We start from the raw sequence: 20,262 nt of genomic DNA, 5'->3' as shown, positions 1-20,262 counted from the left end.
TCATGAGAGTACATAATGAAGATTTAGTTTACATCAAGCCTAATTTAGTAATCGAGCCGTTAATTGATAACTGGTATGCATGGCCGCATATTGTTTCGCCTGCCACAGCTGCAATGAACATCACATCGAGACATCTAAAAATTATGAAATCATATGTTCAGAATCCAATGATTCATGCGGCAGCTGTAAAAAACCCAAAAATGCTTGGTGGACCATTTATTGATTATAATGGGGAGCGTGTTGACGAGATTCAATCATTAATTGATATTACTACAGAAAGATGTGCTAAGCTATTAGAACTTAATGACGACATACTGGAACTACATAGCTTATTAAAAAATAATGCAAAGGGTTATGCTTTAATCGATTTGTATGCAAAAATACCAGAAAGTCTTCAGGGGCTGGTAGAATTAGTGTATGATATCAATAACAATCCTTCTTTTCGCTTTTTCGAAGCTTTATTATATGAAACGGAGTATTATGATGAAAAAATACAAAGTGTCAATTTATTTTTAGTTTTAGATGATGATTCTAGAAGTTTTGTTCTAAGCACACCAAAATTAGCATCTCCTGAAATTTTGAGATTAGACCTTCCGTTTAAAAGCGATAAAATAGACCGTTTATTTGGAATGTCTCTAAAACCTAAAAAGTATAGTGAAATATTAGAAATATTTGAGATAACAGATGAAGATGAGGAAATTTTGTTTAGAACATTTTTTACAACAGAAAAACCTAAAGAATACAAAAAATACGATGGGGAAGGAGTATTAACGAGATATTTTGGACATGCCTGTATCTTAACAGAAACAAAAGAAACAACAATTTTGGTTGACCCAATCATCAGTTATGGTTATGAAACCGATATTTCGAGATTTTCATATGAAGATTTACCGGAAAAAATAGATTATATACTTATCACACACAATCATCAGGATCATATTCTATTCGAAACATTATTGAGAATAAGAGGAAGAATAGGTAATATTATTGTTCCTAAATGTGGTGGAGGAAGTATTCAGGATCCAAGTTTGAAAATTATGTTTGAAAAAATCGGATTCAAAAACATTATAGAATTAGGCGATATGGAAGTTAAACATTTCCCTGATTTTAAAATCACTGGTCTTCCATTCATTGGAGAACATTGTGATCTGGATGTTAGAAGTAAGATCTGTCATAGCATCGAATATAATGATGGACTTAAAATGTTATTTGCTGCTGACTCCTGTAATATAGCCCCAAAATTATATGAAAGAATTCACAAGGTAATAGGAGACATTGATGTAGTATTTTTAGGAATGGAATGTCATGGAGCACCTTTATCATGGCTTTACGGACCATTATTGCCTAATCCAATTCAGAGAGATATGGATGAATCCAGAAGATTGGCAGGATGTAATTTTGAACAGGCAAAAGCATTGATTGATGTGTTCTCTGCCAAAAATGTATTTGTCTACGCAATGGGTATGGAGCCATGGCTAAAACACATAAGTTCTATTAAATATACCAGTGAATCAGAACCAATTGTACAATCAAATCAGCTTTTAGAATATTGTCGAAACAAAGGTGTAGAATCAGAAAGATTGTTTGGTGAAAAAATAATCGAGTACAAATCTGAAATGAATGAAGTCGTAACAAATTAGTTTGATAAAATAATAATCCGAATAGTTTAAAAATTAAATAATGAAATATAAAATCAGGACTAGAATTGCTATACTCATCTTGCTTTTTTTTAGCATATTAACCAATGTGCAAATCAATGCACAGACTAGTACAAAAACGAGTACACAAACTAATGTTAGTTTCAAAGGAACTATTTCGGGTAAAGTCGTTAATGAGAAATCTGAACCAATGCCTTATGCGAATGTAGCCGTATTAGACTCAAATAGAAAGTTTTTGATCGCCGGAATAACAGAGGCCAATGGAACATTTGAAATGCAGGCTCCTTTACAAAATATCATTGTTGAGGTAAGCTATAACGATTATTCTACATTTTCAAAAAAATTAACTCTGGATAACGCTAATAAAAAAGCTCATCTGGGAGAGATAAAGCTTCAGGCCAATATAAACATTCTTAACGAGGTTGTGGTTGCAGGTCAAAAAAGCACGCTTTCTTATAAAAGAGATAAAAAAGTTTTTACTGTGGGCAAAGACATCCTTGCACAAAGTAATTCTGCACTCGAAATATTAGAAAACATACCATCAGTTACGGTTGATGCTAGCGGACAGGTAAGTTTAAGAGGAAGCTCGAATGTAACAGTATTAATAGACGGAAGACGAAGCGGACTGACCTTAAACAATGCTTTAGATCAAATTCCTGCCATAAATATAGACAGAGTAGAGATCATTACTAATCCTTCTGCCCGATATGAGGCAACAGGTTCTGCCGGAATATTGAACATTATCCTGAAGAAAAACAAAAAAGATGGTGTAAATGGTCAATTAACGTTAAGATATGGAGTTCCTATAGATTCAAGGATAGGAAGTTCTATAAACTACAAAACAAATAAATTCAATTTTTTTGCCACTGTTGGAGAACGTTACACAGATTATAAAGGAAAATACAGTTCGAATCAAGTATCTGATGAGTTAGGTCCAAACAGAAATTTATATCAGTTTGAAAAAGAAAACAGACACGATGACGGAGCTTTGTTCTATGGTGGTTTTGACTATTATTTTACAGATAAGGAAAGCATTACTCTTGCCTATAATATTAATGTAACAAAAGACAAAGATAAGTCTGCATTAGGATATAATTATAACACAGGAAATGTGGCAGACAGTATTTTTAATAGAAATACAAAGTCTCTGGAAAACAGGAGTTACAATCAGATAGAACTAAATTATTTAAAGAATTTTGATAAAAAAGGAAGAAAATTTACGATCGATTTTCAATATGATTTCTGGGATAGTACCAAAGACTGGAATATTAGTACGCAAAAAACAATACCGGATGTAGAAAACCCGATGCAATTGAGAACTAATAACCAAAATGGTAATAAAGATTATGTTTTACAGACAGATTATGTTACACCCGTAAAAGAAAAAGGAAATTTAGAATTTGGTTTAAAAGGAGAGCATCGTAATGTTACAAATAAATACCTCGCCGAAAACCTGATTTCAGATCAGTGGGAAGTTTTTAAAGGACTGGATAATGATTTAGATTATAAAGAAACAATTGGAGCAGCCTACATTCAGTATGGAAGTGAATGGGGAAAATTTAACTATCAGCTAGGTTTAAGAGATGAATATACATCTGTTAAAATTGAAGATGACAAACAGGAATTTACAAAAAGTATCGATTACAATCGGTTGTTTCCTACAGTACATTTAGGTTACGCTTTTTCCGAAAAAGCGGGATTACAACTAAGTTATAGTAAAAGAATAAACAGGCCTTCGATCTGGGATCTGAATCCTTTTAATGAAATAAAAGATTTTACTTATCAACTTGCTGGTAATCCAGATTTGAATCCGGAATATGTGGATGCGTATGAATTTGGAGCCAATAAAAATTTTGAAAAGGTATACCTGAGCAGTTCCATATATTATCATAGAACAAAAGATGTTATGCAGTATTATGTGTATCAGGATGGAGAAAATTCTTTTGTTACTGTACCGGTCAACTTAGACTCAGAAGATAAATACGGACTCGAAGCTACATTGAATTACAATCCAATAAAAAGAATCAGTCTTTATTCCAGCTTTAATATTTATAAGTTCTCACAAAAAGGAATATATGAAGGACAGGATTTCGATTTTTCAAGTCAATACTGGCAGTTTCAGATAAGAGCACAGGTAAAACTGCCTAAAGATCTTAATTTTCAGGGGTTTTGGAGTTATAGCGGAAAAATTCAAAACGCTCAGACAACAACAGCAGCTATTTATTACCTGAATTTATCAGTAAACAAAAGTTTTTTATCCAATAAATTAACTGTTGGTGTCAATGCTATCAACGTTTTAGATACCAGAAAAGAAAAGGTAACTACGATAAATGACAGCTATACAATAAATAGAATTTCTAATCGAAATGGAAGACAATTCACCCTTTCACTTCTATATCGTTTTGCAGAAAAACAATTTAAAGAAAGACAGATAAAAGAGAGTAACAGAAATTAAAAATCAAATTTTATGCAGTTGTTTTTATTACATTTTGCCGGAGGTAGCATTTATTCTTTTGATTTTCTCAAAAAGCACATTAAGACCGATATACAATTCATACCATTAGAATTGCCCGGAAGAGGAAAACGATCTGTAGAAAAATTGATAAGAAATAAAAAGGAAGCTGTTGAAGATTATTTCAATCAGATTATAAAATTGCGAAATCAGTCACCATTTGTTATTTACGGGCATAGCATGGGAGCTACATTAGGGTTAAGCCTGGTATCAAAACTAGAGCATGAAGGTCATTTTCCAGAACAAATTATTGTTACTGGAAATGCAGGACCAGGTGCCAAAGAAAAAAGAAAAATTACAAAGCATTTGCTAGGCGACTCAGAATTCAAAGAAGAGCTGAGAAAACTTGGTGGTGTCCCTGAAGAAGTTCTTTTGAATGATGAACTCTACAGCTATTTTTCTCCTATCATTAGAGCTGATTTTGAATGCCTTGAAAACGATATGTCATTTGAAAATGAAATCATGATACAAACACCTCTTTATGCTATAATGGGGCATGAAGAGGAAACTAGTCCGGAAATTGAAAATTGGAACAGATTTACCGGATCTCGTTTTAAGCATAAAATTTTAGAAGGAAATCACTTTTTTATTTACAATCATCCAGAGGAAATTTCAAAAGTATTAAGAAGTTCTTTCCTAAAATTAAGTGATGCCTGAATTATTTTAATTGCTTCATTTTTTCTAAAACCAGTATCAATTTATGCGTTTCCCTAATAAACCAATATAGAAGTTTACTAACTAAAATCAAAAAGACAATTATGGATAATACAACAGAAGAAGTATATTATATCGCAAACGGCCATATATACATATTTGACATAAAAACCAATATACAGGTAAAAGGCGAGTTTGAACCAATTTCAATAAACAATGTGGCAATTTCAGAGCATTTGTCAATGAAGTTTAAATATATTTTAGGAAGCCTAAACTTTATGCTTAATGAAACCATTTTAACAGAAACTGACAAAAAGAAAAAACATAGTCAGATAGTAAACATCGTCAAGTTATTATTTAAAATGACAAAAATGTTTGAAGGGAATACCTCTCTAATTGATATTGAAGAGAAAATCAATCTGATTGATGCAGAAAGAATGGAGTTTAAACTAATACTAACCTAAACATATAATAACGTGCTAAAAATAAAAAACAAAGAGATTCTTTATTTGTTGTTATATGCCATTCCAAATACCATATTGACATTTGCAATAGTATATATTATTAACAATGTAATGGCTGGAAATAAAGCCTTCCTTAATAATTATATGGGAATTGTGTTTAGTTCTATTCTCGTATATACATATCTTTTGAATGTTATTTTTCAGAAAAAGCTCAATAAGTTTTCCTTCAATATGCTTTATGAAAATGAAAAAAAAATCTTTAAACAGATATTAAGTGTACCGTTATTGAAACTAGAACAATACGGATCACAAAGATTTTATACAGTTGTTGAGGATTTAAGAACTTTTTCCTTATTGCCCTATACGGTTACACATACAATCAATTCTGTGCTTATGCTTGTATTGTGTTTAATTTACATGTTTACACTTTCATGGATATCAGCTTTGATAGTGGTAGCTCTGATCGTTTTGGTAGGTGCATGTTACTTTATTGTAATGAACACAATGTCAAAAAAAGTAAATCAATTAAGAGAATACAATGACGGCTACTATAAATCTGTTGATGACGTTATTAGAGGATTTAAAGAGTTAAAAATTAGTTTTTTAAGACGAGATAATTTAATGAATAAGTTTATTGTACCAAACAGAGATGAAGCAATGAATTTAGATTTCAATATAAACTATGTGTTCCTGTCTATAAATCTTATCAGCCAATATGGATTGTATTTTGTAGTATCGATAATTTTATTTGTATTGCCGGCATTTGAACTCCTTACAAGAGAAGATGTTATTGCATATGTTGTAATTATTTTATTTATATCCGGGCCAATCAACAATATAATTAATCTTCAACAGCTCTACACCCGTTTTTTTGTAGCAAATACAAGAATTTCAAATTTTATCAAAGACTTTGAAGTGAGTCATGAAGAAACAGAATCTGGAGAAATAAAGATTAATGATTTTAATGCCTTGAACTTTCGTGATGTAGTTTTTTCTTATCCAAGTAAAGATGATGAATCGTCTTTTAAATTGGGTCCGATAAACTTAAATATCGAAAAAGGAGAAACCATTTTTATAGTTGGAGGAAACGGATCTGGAAAAAGTACATTTATAAATTTACTTACAGGATTATATAAACCTACAGAAGGTGAAATAACTATTGACACCAGACAGCAAGACAATAAAGCGGAAGAAAATATACAAGACCTGATTGCAGCAGTATTTACAGATAATCATTTGTTCTCTAAAAACTATGATAACTATATTTTAGAAAATAATAAAGTCTATGCTGAATTATTGAAAATAATGGAAATGGATAAAGTCATTGCCGACGATAAAGATATTTCTACACGAAGAAAATTTTCAAAAGGACAAAGCAAAAGAATGTCATTGATATTCAATTTGCTGGAAGATAAACCTGTGATGGTTTTAGACGAATGGGCAGCTGATCAGGATCCACATTTTAGAAAATACTTTTATGAATTTCTTTTGCCAAAATTTAAAGAAGAAGGCAAAACCATAATTGCTGTTACTCACGACGACGCTTACTTTCACTTGGCAGACAGAATAATCAAGTTTGATTACGGTCATATTGTTAAAGAGATAAAAACGACCAACAAAAAAGAATTGGCAGAGAATATCTGGGCTTAAAGCTTAAGCTCATTTCAAATCGATTACTACACTTACAATCTTTACAACAATGAGGATTGCAGGAATTCTAACCTCTATTTTAAATTAAAATGAAACTTACACTTCCTCAGCAAGATGTTTATTTTGAGCAACTTATGTATCCTGAAGACCCTATTTACAATATAGGTGCAAAGATTTCGATTGATGGAGATATTTCTTATGAAATATTAAATAAAGCTTATATCTGTTTAATTGATCAGCATGATTCTTATAGAAGTATTATAGCTCAATCTGATGAAGAAACAACAATTCATCTTTTAGAAAAGCATGATTCTTTTTTAGAATATATGGATTTTTCTTCAGAACAGAATCCAGATTTTGAAGCTAATAAATTTATGCAGCAAAGGTTTGAGGTAGCTATGAAATTAAATACGAAAGAATTGCTCCACAAATTTATCCTTATAAAAGTAAGTGAAAGGTTTCATTATTTATTTTCTGTATACCATCATATTATTACAGATGGATGGGGAACTTCTTTAATGTTTCAGCGATTAGTGAGAAATTATAATGAAATTATGAATCATGGAAAAGTAATTTCTTGTTATCCATATAGTTATAAAGATTTTGTTCATGATGATGAGGTTTATTTTTTATCCGAAAGTTATAAAGACGATAAGGATTACTGGAAAAATAGATTTAAGCAGTTACAGGAACAATTGTTTGAGAAAACAGGCCATACCGATAAAGAAAATAAAAGTCAAAGAAAAGAAATTATTGTAGAGCGCTCTGTTTATAATCAATTAGAGCAAACAGGTAAAGACTTGGGGTGCACAACATTTCACTTAATACTTGGAGCTTTATATCTTTATTTTGGAAGAAAACATCAAAATAATGATTTAACTATTGGACTTCCTGTATTGAACAGAGGCAAATCAGTATTTAAGAAAACAGTTGGCCTTTTTATGGGAGTTTCACCATTAAGAATACAATCTGACCCGCAAGATACTTTTGAAGAGCTGATTAGAAATATTAAACAGCAATTGCGTCAGGATTATCGTCATCAAAGATTCCCTCTAGGAAAACTGATTAAAGAACTTGGTTTATTTCAAGAAAACAAAACATTGTTTAACATTACATTGTCTTATGAAAAGCAGAATTATGCGGATCATTTTATTAATACCGAAACAAAAGTAATTCCACTATCACATCATTCAGAGCGTGTTGCATTGGCTATTTATATTCGTGAATTTGATCAACTTGAAGATGTGAAAATTGATTTTGACTATAATGTTAATTATTTTAATCAAGCTGATATTAACAGAGTAGCAGTACATTTTGAAGCATTGCTTTCAGAGGTTATTGGTAATCCTAAAAAAACACTTTCAGATTACCAATATATTACAGCAGTTGAAAAAGAGCAGTTACTGGATAAATTCAACACCACACAATTTGATTATGATTCAGAGGCGACATTATTAGATGCTTTTAAAGGTCAAGTAAGCAAAAATCCAAATAAGATTGCATTAAAAGATCAGGAAAAAGGATTTACTTATCAGGAACTGGACTTGTTTTCGGATGCAATTGCTTTTCATTTACAAAAAAATGTGAATAAAGAGCAACCAGCCCCGATTGCGGTTTTGATGAATCGTTCTGCAAATCTTGTAGCTACTTTGTTGGGAGTTTTAAAATCAGGGAGCGCTTACATTCCATTAGACCCATCCTTTCCTAAAGACCGTTTAGAATATATTATTGATCACAGCGAAGTACAGCAAATTATTTCCACACAAGATCTAAAACAAAGTATAGGCATTAACAGGGAAATTATAGATATTGAATCAGTTTCAAATGAAGCAATTGATTTAAAAGAAGAGGTATTGAAGAATCCACTTTCTAAAAACACTGCTTATATTATTTATACTTCAGGATCAACAGGTAATCCTAAAGGAGTAGCAATTAGTCACAAATCATTGCTCAATTTTTTGGTGAGTATACAAAAGGAACCTAAAATTGAAGAGAATGATTATCTGTTTTCTGTTACAACACAATCTTTTGATATCTCGATACTTGAATTTTTTACACCATTAATTGCTGGTGCGGGACTTTATATTGCAAGTGAGGAACTTTTATCAGATCCTTTAGCGATTGTAAGAGTCGTAGACGAATTGAAACCAACCATAATCCAGGCAACTCCAAGTTTTTATCAAATGCTTTACAATGCTGGATGGAAAGGAAATAAGTCGGTGAAAATTTTATGTGGTGGAGATTTACTAAGCGAAATATTATCACAAAAATTGTTAGAGACAAATGGGGAATTATGGAACATGTATGGACCGACAGAAACAACAATCTGGTCAAGTTGCAAAAAAATAACACAAGCAAACGAAGCTTCTAATATTGGTAAACCAATCAATAACACAAAACTTTATATCCTTGATAAAAGTATGCAGCTTCTCCCAATCGGGAGTGCCGGAACAATTTATATTGGCGGAGACGGATTAGCTCAGGGGTATTTTAAAAATCAGGAACTCACAGATGAAAAATTCGTTCAAAGTCCGTTTAACCAAAATAAAAAAATATACAATACGGGCGATTTGGGACGCTGGAATGAAAAAGGAGAAATAGAGTTTTTAGGACGTAATGACAATCAGGTAAAAATTAGAGGATATCGAATTGAACTTGGTGAAATCGAAACCAAACTGAACCAGATAAAAGATGTAAAAGCCTCAGTGGTTGTTGCACAGAAAAACAAAGAACAGGAAGCTTTGTTAATAGCCTATGTCATTACACAAAATAAAGAATTTGATCCTCTTACTATCAGTAATAGATTAAGAGAAGAGTTGCCGGAATATATGGTCCCATATGCAATAATGCAATTAGATGAATTTCCTTTGACACCAAATAAAAAGATTGACAGAAAGAATCTCTCATTACGAGAAATAATAAGTGCAAAAACAAAAGAATCTTATAAAAAACCTGTAACAGCATTAGAAATTAATCTTCATGATTTTTATAAAGAAGTACTCGAAATTAAAGAAGAAATTGATATTACAGATAACTTTTTTGCGCTTGGAGGGCATTCATTAAATGCAGTTAAATTAATAAATAAAATTAATGAGAAACTGCTTTACCAGATAACCTTAAAGAATGTTTTTGATTATCCAACAATATATAAACTGTCAAACTATCTTAAAGACAAAGAGATTACAGGGAGAATAAATATTGAACGAGTAGGAGAAAAAAAGTTTTATAAACTAACTTCTTCTCAATATAAGATTTGGCTGGCTTCTCAGCAAAAAGAAAAATCGATCGCTTATAATATGTCAGCTGCATTTGGAATAAATGGGCAGTTAGACAAGTCGATTTTAGATCAGATATTTAAGGAGATACAGCAAAAATACGAATCATTACGAACAAATTTTATTGAAGAAAAAGGAATTCCATGCCAAAAGATTAAGGATGCTGACGAAATTAGCTTCTTTTCGGATGAGTTTTTTCATGAAGAAAAGGAAATCTCAGGAGCTCTTAAAAAATATGTAAACAAAGTATTTGATTTAGAAAAAGACCCACTTTTAAGAGTTGCATTATTTTATACAAGTAATGGGTATTCCTATTTGGTATTCTCTACGCACCATATCATAATGGACGGATGGTCTCTTGAAATTTTAATAACAGACTTTCTCAACAAATACAGAGTAATAACAGGAGAGTATAAAAAGAATAATGACCAATTGAAGTTTCAGTTTAAAGATTATGCTGTTTGGCATGAAAATCAAATGAAACTGACCCATGTAAAAGCCCTTAATTTTTGGAGTAATTACTTGGAAGGATATACTTGGGAAAATAAAATATCTTTTGATAACATTCATGTAAAAGAAGAACTTACCGGAGTAAAAAAGCGTTTTCTATATGAATCAGTAAAAATATCGGAGTTAAATGCTTTTGTGAACAAATACAAGATATCTCTTCACACGTTATTGGTTTCAGCATTTAATATTCTGATCTACAAAATGTATAGTAAGGATGATTTTTGTGTCGGAACTGTCAATTCAGGAAGAGTACATCAGGAATTACACAATCAAATAGGAATGTTTGTAAAAACACTACCATTAAGATCACGCATAAATCCAGAACAAACTATTCTTAAGATAATTCTTCAAACACATCAGGATTTACTGCTCATAAATGAATTTCAAGACATACCCGAAACAATAGAAAACCAAATTAAAATAGATGCTTTGCTTGTATTGCAAAATCCTTCATTTGATTATGATAATATCGCTATTAACAACGAACTGTATTTGCAAATATTGCCTGTGGATGAGTATTATAGCAGATTACCGCTATTACTAAATTTCGTAGTAGCCGAAGAAAATTTAATTGGAGATATAAGCTATAATGCTCAAAATTATACCAGAGAAACTATTGAATTGATTCATTTAAAATATGAGATGTTACTGATCGAAATTATTAAAGAATTAAATAGTCCGTTAAAATTAATAGATATAGAACTGCCTTTTGAAAAAGAAAAAGCAATTGAGATAGACCTGAATTTCTAAATTAAAATTATAAAAATATAAAAACAAGAACATGAAATTAAAAACAACATTTAGTATTATTATTATTTTATGGATAGGCTTTCTAACCAATATAGTGGCTCAAAATATAACTTTTGAAAAAGCAGATCCTTTTTTGCCTCAGTTTAAAGATTCTAGCCCAAAAGAGATTACCTGGGGATATCTAAATGTTCCAGAAACTTGGGGGGCAAAAGATGGAAAAATGATAAAAGTTGCAGTAGCTATTTTAAAAAACACATCTAACTTAAAAACATCCAATGCAGTTGTTTTTATACAAGGAGGACCCGGAGCAGGAGGGATTGTTAATATTTGGTCATGGATTAATCATCCTCTACGAAAAAACAACGATATAATTTTGTTTGATGCACGCGGTACAGGATTATGCAAACCCAGATTATCGGATGATTTAGGAGAAAAGTTTTTAGATATTTTGGCTAAAAATCAATCCGTAGAAGAAGATGAAAAGCAAAAAGTAGATGCCGTAATGTTATACAGACAAGAACTTATAAACAGAGGCATTAACATTAATGCATACAACAGTCTTTCTGTTGCAAATGATTTGCATGCCCTAAAATCTAAATTAAACTATAAAAACTGGAGCATTTATGGCGTTTCTTACGGAACTTATGTAGCACAGGTATATGCAAGCAATTATCCTGAAGATATAAAATCATTAGTATTAGATTCTGCCATAGATGATATATCGTCCTATTATGTAGATAATACAGCTAATTATATCAACAGTTTAAATAAAGTTTTTGAAATCTGTAAAAAAGAAGAGAAATACAATAAAGAATATCCTGATTTAGAAAAAACCTATTATGAAGTTATTGCTGATTTAGAGAAAAACCCCCTGACCGTATTTGTAGATAAATCTATAATACCATCTGGGACATTTACCTACAATTCAGAAGATTTTAAAGTAGCGATTCAACAAGCCTTATACAACAAGCAATTAGTAGAAATTATTCCATTATTGATTTATCAGTTTCATGAAAGAAAAGGAGAATCATTAGGAAATTTGGTAAGTGCTTTTTCAAGTTTATTAGAGTTGGATTATGGGTTTTACTATTGCGTAAGTTGTAATGAAGCACTTCCAAACAACAGTTTTTCAGAATATCAAAAAAATGCATCAAAATTTAAAGGCTTAAATGGAGGAATTTCATTTTATAAGTCAGATTTTAAAGTTTGTGATGCTTGGAATAAAAATAGAAATGAAGCATTAAAGGCGCATTATGATCTTTCAAATCTTGCTTTGGCTAAATACCCGGTTCTAATTTTCTCAGGAGAATTTGATCCCATTACGCCTCAAACAAATGGTCAAAAAGTAGCAGCGAAATTTAAGAATGTCCATACTGTTGAAGCAAAAACCTATGGACATGTACCTAGCTTTACAACAATAGGGCGTGAAGTAGCAGAAAAATTCATTGATCATCCAGAAGAAAAATTAGATCTTAATGCTTTTCAGAAAGCTAAACCAATACTTTTTGTTACGGGAGTTATCATTAACAAAGGCATTGCTAAAGCAGGAAATAGTATAGGAGAATTTAACCCAGTCTTTTTATTTCCTCTTGTAATTGCTTTAGGAATCATGCTGATTTTCATTTTTATATATTTCATAAAATTAATGAAAAGAAGATATGCGATAATTCAGGATAAAATAATCAGGTTATGTTTAATTATTACTTCTGTCGTAGGATTAGGACTTTTTGTTAGTCTAATTATGGCAATATTAAATGTCTCAAAACAGAACTTCTTTATTTTGGCTTTTGGCTTACCAGAAAATTTCGACTATGTGTTCTCATTACTTTTTGGATTTCTAGGTTGCCTGATGTTAACATTCTTATATTTTCTTTTTACCATCAAAAAAACAAATCAAAGAGGGATAGTTTTCTCGGTAATCTTTTCAAATATACTACTAGCCACCTATTTATTTTATTGGGGAATTATATAAAAAACATAATTGCAGTAGTAAATTACTTATTTCATCTTGATAGCAAAGAATAATCAAAAAAACAACAAACCACAAAAAACACTTAATCATGATAGAGAACTTAACAGAAGGATATACTATCCTTTCAGATAAATTTTCAGAATTTAAAAATGACATTCAATTTCCTTCAAGAATTAACACAAATGACGACACGGTTCCTGAAGTGTTTAAAAACTATGAGTATCCTGTAGCGTCATGGCCTATACTTATTAATAAGGAAATGACAGATGAGCTAAAAGAGCTGTGCCATAGAATTCCTAAATTATTACATAAAATACCGTCTTTATATTTTAATAATGATAATAGAAAAATTGCTGATTTTTATTTTGATGGTAATGAAATACTCTCAGAATTTGGAATGATGTGTCATGAAAAAAAGGTTCAAATTGGTTGTAGATTAGATTTGACTTATACAGATGAGGGTTTTAAAATTTTAGAAGTCAACATGGGATCTTCTTTAGGAGGATGGCAGATACATAGCTTGGAATCTGTAATTAGAAGAAACCACCCAGAGCTATGGGATAAGGATAAATCTTTTAATTACAAAACAAGGAATACACTAGAGATTTATATGGAGTACCTTGTAGAACAGATTATAAATCAAGTTGGTAAAGAAAATAATACTCTTAATCTATTTATAGATATGAGAGATATTGAAAGTTCTGAAAAAGAAAAAAATATATACTTCTTCGATAATTTTTACAGACAAGAGTTGAAGAAGAGAGGCTTAAAAGGCAGTGCGTATGGAGCGGATATAAAATCATTGGAACTAATCGGTGGTAACTTATGTCTTGACGACACAATCATTCATGGAGTGATAATTTTAGCCTTGGATGTTGAGATTAGTCCAGCAATTTTCAGAGCATTTATTATGGATAAAATATATTTTCCAGATCACGTAGGACTTAGGATGCTGGGAGATAAAAGAAATCTAGCAATATTAAGAGAATTGGCAGAATTAGGAAAATTTTCACCAGAAGATAATGCGCTAATGCTTAGGAATATCCCTTGGACTTCTCCAGTTGAAGAAAAAAAGACGTTCTTTAAGGGGAAAGAATATAATCTATGTGATTTGCTAAAAGCAAATAAAGATAGATTTGTGATAAAAGCAGCTAGAGGATATCAAGGGAAAGATGTTTTTATAGGCAAGTTCCAGACAGATGCCGAATGGGAAGAAGTATTAGAAATAGCTTTAAAAAATGGTTTTTTTATTGCACAGGAATTTAGTGATTCTCTTGGGTTTATGGCACCAAATGAGCAAAACGAATGGACTCCACATAAACTTATCTGGGGAGCATTTGGATTTGGAGATTTTTATGGAGGTGTTTGGGTAAGAATGTCAGAAGTAAAAACAGATGTTGGTGTTATTAATTCGGCAACAGGAGCAGTAGAAGCAATTGTATTTGAAATCCTGAATTAATTTCTTTTTTCTTAGTAATATATTTAACTCACGATTTTTCGTGAGTTTTTTTATTTTAAAGAATGTCTTACTAGGTTTAAATCATCCTGCAAAAGGATAGTATAAAATGATTTTTTTTAAAATGAATTGGTTCGTGTTTAGCAGATGAGATGTAACAATATTAATAAATTATTAAATGAATAAATCATAAAAATTTTAATAAAGGTTTAATCTTACTTTTGTGAGGGTCTCCTTTTATAATTAAAAATTTCAATATGAGTTCTAATTTGATAATAAGATTAAGAGAGGGAGATGATTCCTGTTTCAAAGAAATTTATAATCTATATCATTATAAGGTTTTTTGTTTTGTAAAGAAATATACGTCGCAACTAGCAGACTCCGAAGATGTGACACAAAATGTATTTATTCATCTTTGGAAATATAGAGCCAAGTTAGATCCCAATGTAAACTTAGAGGCAATCTTGTTTAAAAGCTCAAAGCAGGAAATTTCTAAATGGTATAAAAAACAAAATAGGATTTTTTCTGTTGAAAATGATCAGTTGATTAAAGAACTAGACAGCCCATTAGAAGCGGAAGAAGATGTTAGTTCCAAACTAGAAAAAATAGAATATCTCCTCAATAAAATTCCACCAAAAAGAAGGAAAATATTCAATCTCCATAAATTCGAAGACTTGAGCTATAAAGAAATTGCATTAGAGATGGATATGTCTCCAAGTGCTGTTGCCAATCAAATTTCGAAGACATTACAATTTCTTAAAAAAAATTCAGTGCAAAATCATGAACTCTATTGGTTTGCACTATTTTTTATAAGCCAGCCAAGCTTGATTTCATAATAATACATGCTGTTTACTTCTTTAGAAACCTATTAGTAATCTATTCTTTTTATTTTACTTAGGATGATTTCTTGTTTTTACCATAAAATGAATGATACTGAAATCGCTCCCTAGATTAAGAAAACGTTAATAAGAATGTGACCCCATGATATTTAATAGACTAGGAATCTAATGTAATTGAATTAGTAAAATTCATATATAATTTTTCAATAGTAAATTTGATTGTAATGAAATCCAAAAGATTTAAAAAAGAATGGAATGCAATACCCAATAGAGGAATCCTTCCTGATGAAATTGCATCTCGTATGTGGGATAATATTCAAAAAGCTACAATTAATAAATACAAAAGCTTTTATAATTGGGTTGCAGTTGCATGTGCCGTTTTTGTTTTTTCAATTGTTGGATATCAATTTTTTACTCAATCAAATCATTCTCCAATTGAAATCACTTCAACAAAAACATTTAGTAAAGATATCCGTCTTTTATGTTTACCAGATGGCACACGTGTATGGTTAAATGAGAATACTTTAATAGAATATCCAAGTGAATTTGCTGAAAATGAAAGAACAGTAAAACTAACAGGAGAAGCGTTCTTTGAAGTAAAAAGAGACGAATCACGACCATTTGTGATTACATCAGGTTCTATAAAAACTACAGTTTTAGGGACTTCATTTAACATCAGTTCTTATACTAACAAAGTGTCAGAAGTAAATGTAAGAACAGGTAAAGTAAAAGTAGAGAGTAATAAAGATGTTGTTTTTCTTGTACGAGGAGATAAGGCTACTTATGATACTACTAATGCAAAGATTAATAAGCAAAAAACTACTTTACTAGATCCAGAATGGAAAAAAGTTTTGATTTATGTAGATGGTTTAACTCTTGCACAAGTTATAGAGAAACTAAAAGTAGACCATGATTTTGCAGTAAATTATTTAGATGAAGATTTAAAAAATCTAAAAGTACAAGGAACACTTGATACAAGACAAGGATTTTATGAAATGCTTCAAACAATTGCTTTTGCTTTAGAAATTAAGATTAGACCAATCGGAAACAATACGTATCTGATTAGTAGGTAATCGCAGTTCTATATATATCAAAAATACATTTTAATACAAGATTCTTAGCAGAAATAAAATCAGAGGGAAAGGGTAATCTGATGGCGAACTGCTAGGGGGAGTATTGCAATTTTATAAAAATATTAACCTTAAATATCATATAAAAATAACACCAATAACAAACTAACAATTATCAATTATGAACAATGATTTTTCAAGGCAATTTGCCTTTTGGGTTTTGTTTCTCGGATTATTCTTCGGAGCAAATACTATTTATTCACAAACCGGAACAGTTTCGGTTGATTTTAAAAATTCTTCACCACAAAAAATTATTGATAATTTAAAATCCAGAACTCCATATCAATTTATTTACCAAAAAGATTTAGATCTAAGTTTACCTCTAGTTACACTAAAAAAAGAAAATGTTACAATTGATGAAATTCTAAACGATTTGCAAAATCAGACCAATTTAAATTTCAGAAGAAATGAAAACAATATAGCTGTAAATAGAAAAGATGTAGGCAAAAAAAAAAAGAAGGGCAAAATCGTAGGTAAGGTTGTCGATGCAAATGGGCTTTCATTACCTGGAGCAAATATCAAAGTAATAGAAGCAGGTTTTGGCGTACAATCGGATATTGATGGAAGCTATGTTGTAGAATTAGATCCTGGAGAATATTCAATAGAAGTTAGTATTATATCTTTTCAATCTCAAAAAATCACTGGTGTAAAAGTTAGTGAGGGAGGAGAAGTACCTTTGGTAGTTTCCTTAAAAGAAGATGCAGAATCACTGAATGAAGTCGTAATTATTCAAAATTATAAGCAAGCAACAGCTTCAGTACAAGGATTGTTATTACAGCAAAAAAAGGCAGCACAATTTTCAGATGGTATTTCGGCTGAACAAATTGCAAGAACCCCAGATAAGGATGTAGGAAGTTCGCTTAAACGTATCACAGGAGTAACAACTATCGATAATAAATATGTTGTGGTGCGTTCTATGGGAGAACGCTGGAATCAAGCGGTAATGGACGGAATTTCGCTTCCTAGTACCGATGCTTATCAGCAAAACTTTTCTTTTGATATTATTCCGACAGCAATGGTAGAAAGCATTGTGGTAAGTAAAACAGCTACTCCAGATATGTATGCCAATTTTGCTGGAGGATATGTAGAAATTAAAACGAAAGATATTCCTAAGGAGAATTTTACTAGTTTCTCAGTAAGTTCCTCTTATAACAGTCGTAGCGCATTTAAGGAAAGACTTACTAAGCAAGAAGGAGATTATGATTATTTAGGTTTTGATGACGGAAGACGTGATTATCCGTATATGTCTCCAATAGAGGTACCAATCAATGAAGCAGCATCTGGTCCTTTTATAGAACAATCTAAAAAATTTACAGAAGATAATTTTTCTACTTATAAAACGTATGCTGCACCAGGAACAACACTCCAATTTGCATTGGGACGATCATATAGTTTGAAGGATAATAACAAATGGGGATTTGTAGGCTCATTACTTTTTAAAAACACACAAGAGAAATTAGATATAGAACATACAGAAAGAGGTCGGTTTCTTTCAAATACAAGATTTTCTCAAGAAGGAGTAGTAGGAAGACAATATTCAGTTTTTGAAAAATACGGATTCAAAAACAGGGGAGCAAATTACAATTATAATTCTACTCTGGGAGGAATGTTCAATGCGGCGATTCAGCTCGGTAAACATAAAATAACGACTCGTAATACTGCAATGCATATTTACAATAATCAGCTAAACCAAATTACAGGTTGGGATAAAGGCACAGAACTGCCTGAAATTTTAAATGGTACTGGTCTTCCAAGTACAACAGAAACGAATTATCCTGTTTATCAAACTTTTATTCAGAATAAAATAGAAGGAAATCATCGTTTTGAAAAATTAGAAATAAACTGGTATACAGCTTATGGTAAATTATCAAAAGATACAAAAGACGCTACTTTTTTAGAAACATTTCGCAAGAAAGTAGGAGATGATGAATTGGTTTATCATCAGGTGTATAACAGTGGGGGAAGGTTTCCATTTAGTAGAGATAATTATACTAATGACGAATCTGATTATAACTGGGCGATTAATTTTGATTATTCTTTTAATCTTGGTGAAATAGCTACAAATGATATTAAGGCAGGTTATTTTGGAACATACAAAAAAGCAACAAATCAACAGCGATCTGCAAAATTAGTAACTGTTGGTCAAGGGACAACAAATAGGGCGGATATTTATGATCCACTATCCAAATTTCTTGATGGCTCTCAATATTATTATGGTGGTTTTGGTTGGGAAGACTATGGGAAGTATGGAAATAAATATGAAGGAGATGTAAAAGTTCATTCGCCTTATTTGATGCTGGATAATAAGATTGGTAGTTTCTTAAGACTGGTTTGGGGAGCAAGAGCAGAAAGTTATATCTATAGCGAAATATCAAATCAATTTGAAGCTCCAGGCGCTTTTCCATTAGAAAAGGAAGATAAGAAATGGCAATTTTTACCTTCTGCAAGTTTAACAATTAGCCCAACTAATAAAATGAATGTTAGATTGGGATATAATAAATCGGTGTTACGACCTCAATTTGCTGAACGTGTAGGTACTCCATATTACGACCCTATTCGATCTGCCAAAATCTTAAACTGGTCAGCAGGAATGATTTCAAGTGTATCTAATAATTATGATTTAAAGTTCGAATGGTATCCTTCAGGAGGCGAAATTTTATCTTTTGGGGTTTATCATAAAAACATTGATGATCCAATAGAATCTATTGGTACAATAAACGGAAATTCGGGTATTATCTATAATCTAAATTCTAATAATGCTAAACTTTGGGGAATAGAAATGGAGTTCTATAAAAGTCTTTCTTTTCTAGGTGAAGGACCAATTTTGAAAAAGCTATTCGTTTCAGGAAATGCTTCTTTTAATGCCACAAAAGTAACCTCGTATGTAAATGTAGACGGAACTGGTGGGCTTTATAAAGCCAACAGACCTTTATATGGGCAATCCCCTTATACTTATAATTTAGGATTAGATTACGTAGGAGATCGTATGGGATTTAGTGTAAGACATAATGCTATTGGAGATCAATACATCTTGGTAGGATTTGATTATTCAAAAGAAGAAATTAGAATGCCTTATGCCGTTACTGATGCTCAAGTGAGTTATAAGTTTTTTAAAGAAAAAAATCTAGAGTTAAAATGTAGTATGAAAAATATGTTTGATGCAGGCATTCAAACCTATAATAATGCCAACAGTTACTCTCATATAGAAGACGTTCCTTACGGATCAAATCCAAGAGACAGATATAGTTTAGGAGCCAATGCAACAAACAAATATGACGAGGGCATTGACCAAGTAATATTCAAAGCATGGAGTGGTAGAACAATAAGTGTATCCGTTAACTATTCATTCTAAATTAAAGTATTTCAGGCGGGTTTAAGTGTTGTAATCTCTG

The 20,262-nt window shown here is 31.2% G+C and carries 11 protein-coding genes; all 11 read left to right on the top strand.

Annotated elements, in window-relative coordinates; translation table 11 throughout:
* Positions 1-2 precede the first annotated feature (2 nt).
* The 11 genes from LNQ49_RS02810 to LNQ49_RS02760 all read left to right on the top strand — a co-directional run bounded on the left by LNQ49_RS02810 (position 3) and on the right by LNQ49_RS02760 (position 20,222).
* Positions 3-1,640, top strand: a complete 1,638-nt coding sequence (locus LNQ49_RS02810; RefSeq protein ID WP_229987262.1) for an MBL fold metallo-hydrolase — start codon at positions 3-5, stop codon at positions 1,638-1,640.
* Positions 1,641-1,680: 40 nt separating this feature from the next.
* Positions 1,681-4,113 carry a TonB-dependent receptor gene (locus LNQ49_RS02805; protein ID WP_229987261.1) on the top strand — a complete coding sequence of 811 codons (2,433 nt, stop codon included), beginning with the start codon at positions 1,681-1,683 and terminating at the stop codon, positions 4,111-4,113.
* 12 nt (positions 4,114-4,125) lie between these two features.
* Entirely contained in the window at positions 4,126-4,827 is a 702-nt protein-coding gene (locus tag LNQ49_RS02800; RefSeq protein ID WP_229987260.1) for a thioesterase II family protein, read from the top strand.
* A 101-nt stretch (positions 4,828-4,928) separates the two neighbouring features.
* Complete coding sequence (locus tag LNQ49_RS02795) at positions 4,929-5,288, top strand: hypothetical protein (RefSeq protein WP_229987259.1); 360 nt, start codon at positions 4,929-4,931, stop codon at positions 5,286-5,288.
* A 12-nt stretch (positions 5,289-5,300) separates the two neighbouring features.
* Positions 5,301-6,938, top strand: coding sequence for a cyclic peptide export ABC transporter (locus LNQ49_RS02790; protein WP_229987258.1), 1,638 nt, complete (start codon positions 5,301-5,303; stop codon positions 6,936-6,938).
* Positions 6,939-7,027: 89 nt separating this feature from the next.
* Entirely contained in the window at positions 7,028-11,473 is a 4,446-nt protein-coding gene (locus LNQ49_RS02785) for a non-ribosomal peptide synthetase (protein ID WP_229987257.1), read from the top strand.
* A 31-nt stretch (positions 11,474-11,504) separates the two neighbouring features.
* Positions 11,505-13,445: an alpha/beta fold hydrolase gene (locus tag LNQ49_RS02780; protein WP_229987256.1), complete on the top strand. Its 1,941-nt coding sequence runs from the start codon at positions 11,505-11,507 to the stop codon at positions 13,443-13,445.
* Between the two features lie 88 nt (positions 13,446-13,533).
* The gene (locus LNQ49_RS02775; protein WP_229987255.1) at positions 13,534-14,904 is read left to right on the top strand and encodes an ATP-grasp domain-containing protein; all 1,371 of its coding nucleotides are present in this window, start codon (positions 13,534-13,536) and stop codon (positions 14,902-14,904) included.
* 254 nt (positions 14,905-15,158) lie between these two features.
* Entirely contained in the window at positions 15,159-15,737 is a 579-nt protein-coding gene (locus tag LNQ49_RS02770; RefSeq protein WP_229987254.1) for an RNA polymerase sigma factor, read from the top strand.
* Positions 15,738-15,964: 227 nt separating this feature from the next.
* Positions 15,965-16,813, top strand: a complete 849-nt coding sequence (locus LNQ49_RS02765) for a FecR family protein (RefSeq protein ID WP_229987253.1) — start codon at positions 15,965-15,967, stop codon at positions 16,811-16,813.
* Positions 16,814-16,991: 178 nt separating this feature from the next.
* On the top strand, positions 16,992-20,222 hold the full coding sequence (locus LNQ49_RS02760) for a TonB-dependent receptor (RefSeq protein WP_229987252.1): 3,231 nt from the start codon (positions 16,992-16,994) through the stop codon (positions 20,220-20,222).
* Positions 20,223-20,262: the final 40 nt, after the last annotated feature.

The organism is Flavobacterium pisciphilum, from assembly GCF_020905345.1.
GTDB lineage: Bacteria > Bacteroidota > Bacteroidia > Flavobacteriales > Flavobacteriaceae > Flavobacterium > Flavobacterium pisciphilum.
The sequence above is the reverse complement of the archived record's forward strand: the minus strand, read 5'-3'. Positions and strand labels throughout refer to the sequence as shown.

Coding starts and splice junctions, on each gene's coding strand:
- LNQ49_RS02810 (WP_229987262.1), top strand. CDS start 3: ATGAGAGTACATAATGAAGATTTAGTTTACATCAAGCCTAATTTAGTA.
- LNQ49_RS02805 (WP_229987261.1), top strand. CDS start 1,681: ATGAAATATAAAATCAGGACTAGAATTGCTATACTCATCTTGCTTTTT.
- LNQ49_RS02800 (WP_229987260.1), top strand. CDS start 4,126: ATGCAGTTGTTTTTATTACATTTTGCCGGAGGTAGCATTTATTCTTTT.
- LNQ49_RS02795 (WP_229987259.1), top strand. CDS start 4,929: ATGGATAATACAACAGAAGAAGTATATTATATCGCAAACGGCCATATA.
- LNQ49_RS02785 (WP_229987257.1), top strand. CDS start 7,028: ATGAAACTTACACTTCCTCAGCAAGATGTTTATTTTGAGCAACTTATG.
- LNQ49_RS02780 (WP_229987256.1), top strand. CDS start 11,505: ATGAAATTAAAAACAACATTTAGTATTATTATTATTTTATGGATAGGC.
- LNQ49_RS02775 (WP_229987255.1), top strand. CDS start 13,534: ATGATAGAGAACTTAACAGAAGGATATACTATCCTTTCAGATAAATTT.
- LNQ49_RS02770 (WP_229987254.1), top strand. CDS start 15,159: ATGAGTTCTAATTTGATAATAAGATTAAGAGAGGGAGATGATTCCTGT.
- LNQ49_RS02765 (WP_229987253.1), top strand. CDS start 15,965: ATGAAATCCAAAAGATTTAAAAAAGAATGGAATGCAATACCCAATAGA.
- LNQ49_RS02760 (WP_229987252.1), top strand. CDS start 16,992: ATGAACAATGATTTTTCAAGGCAATTTGCCTTTTGGGTTTTGTTTCTC.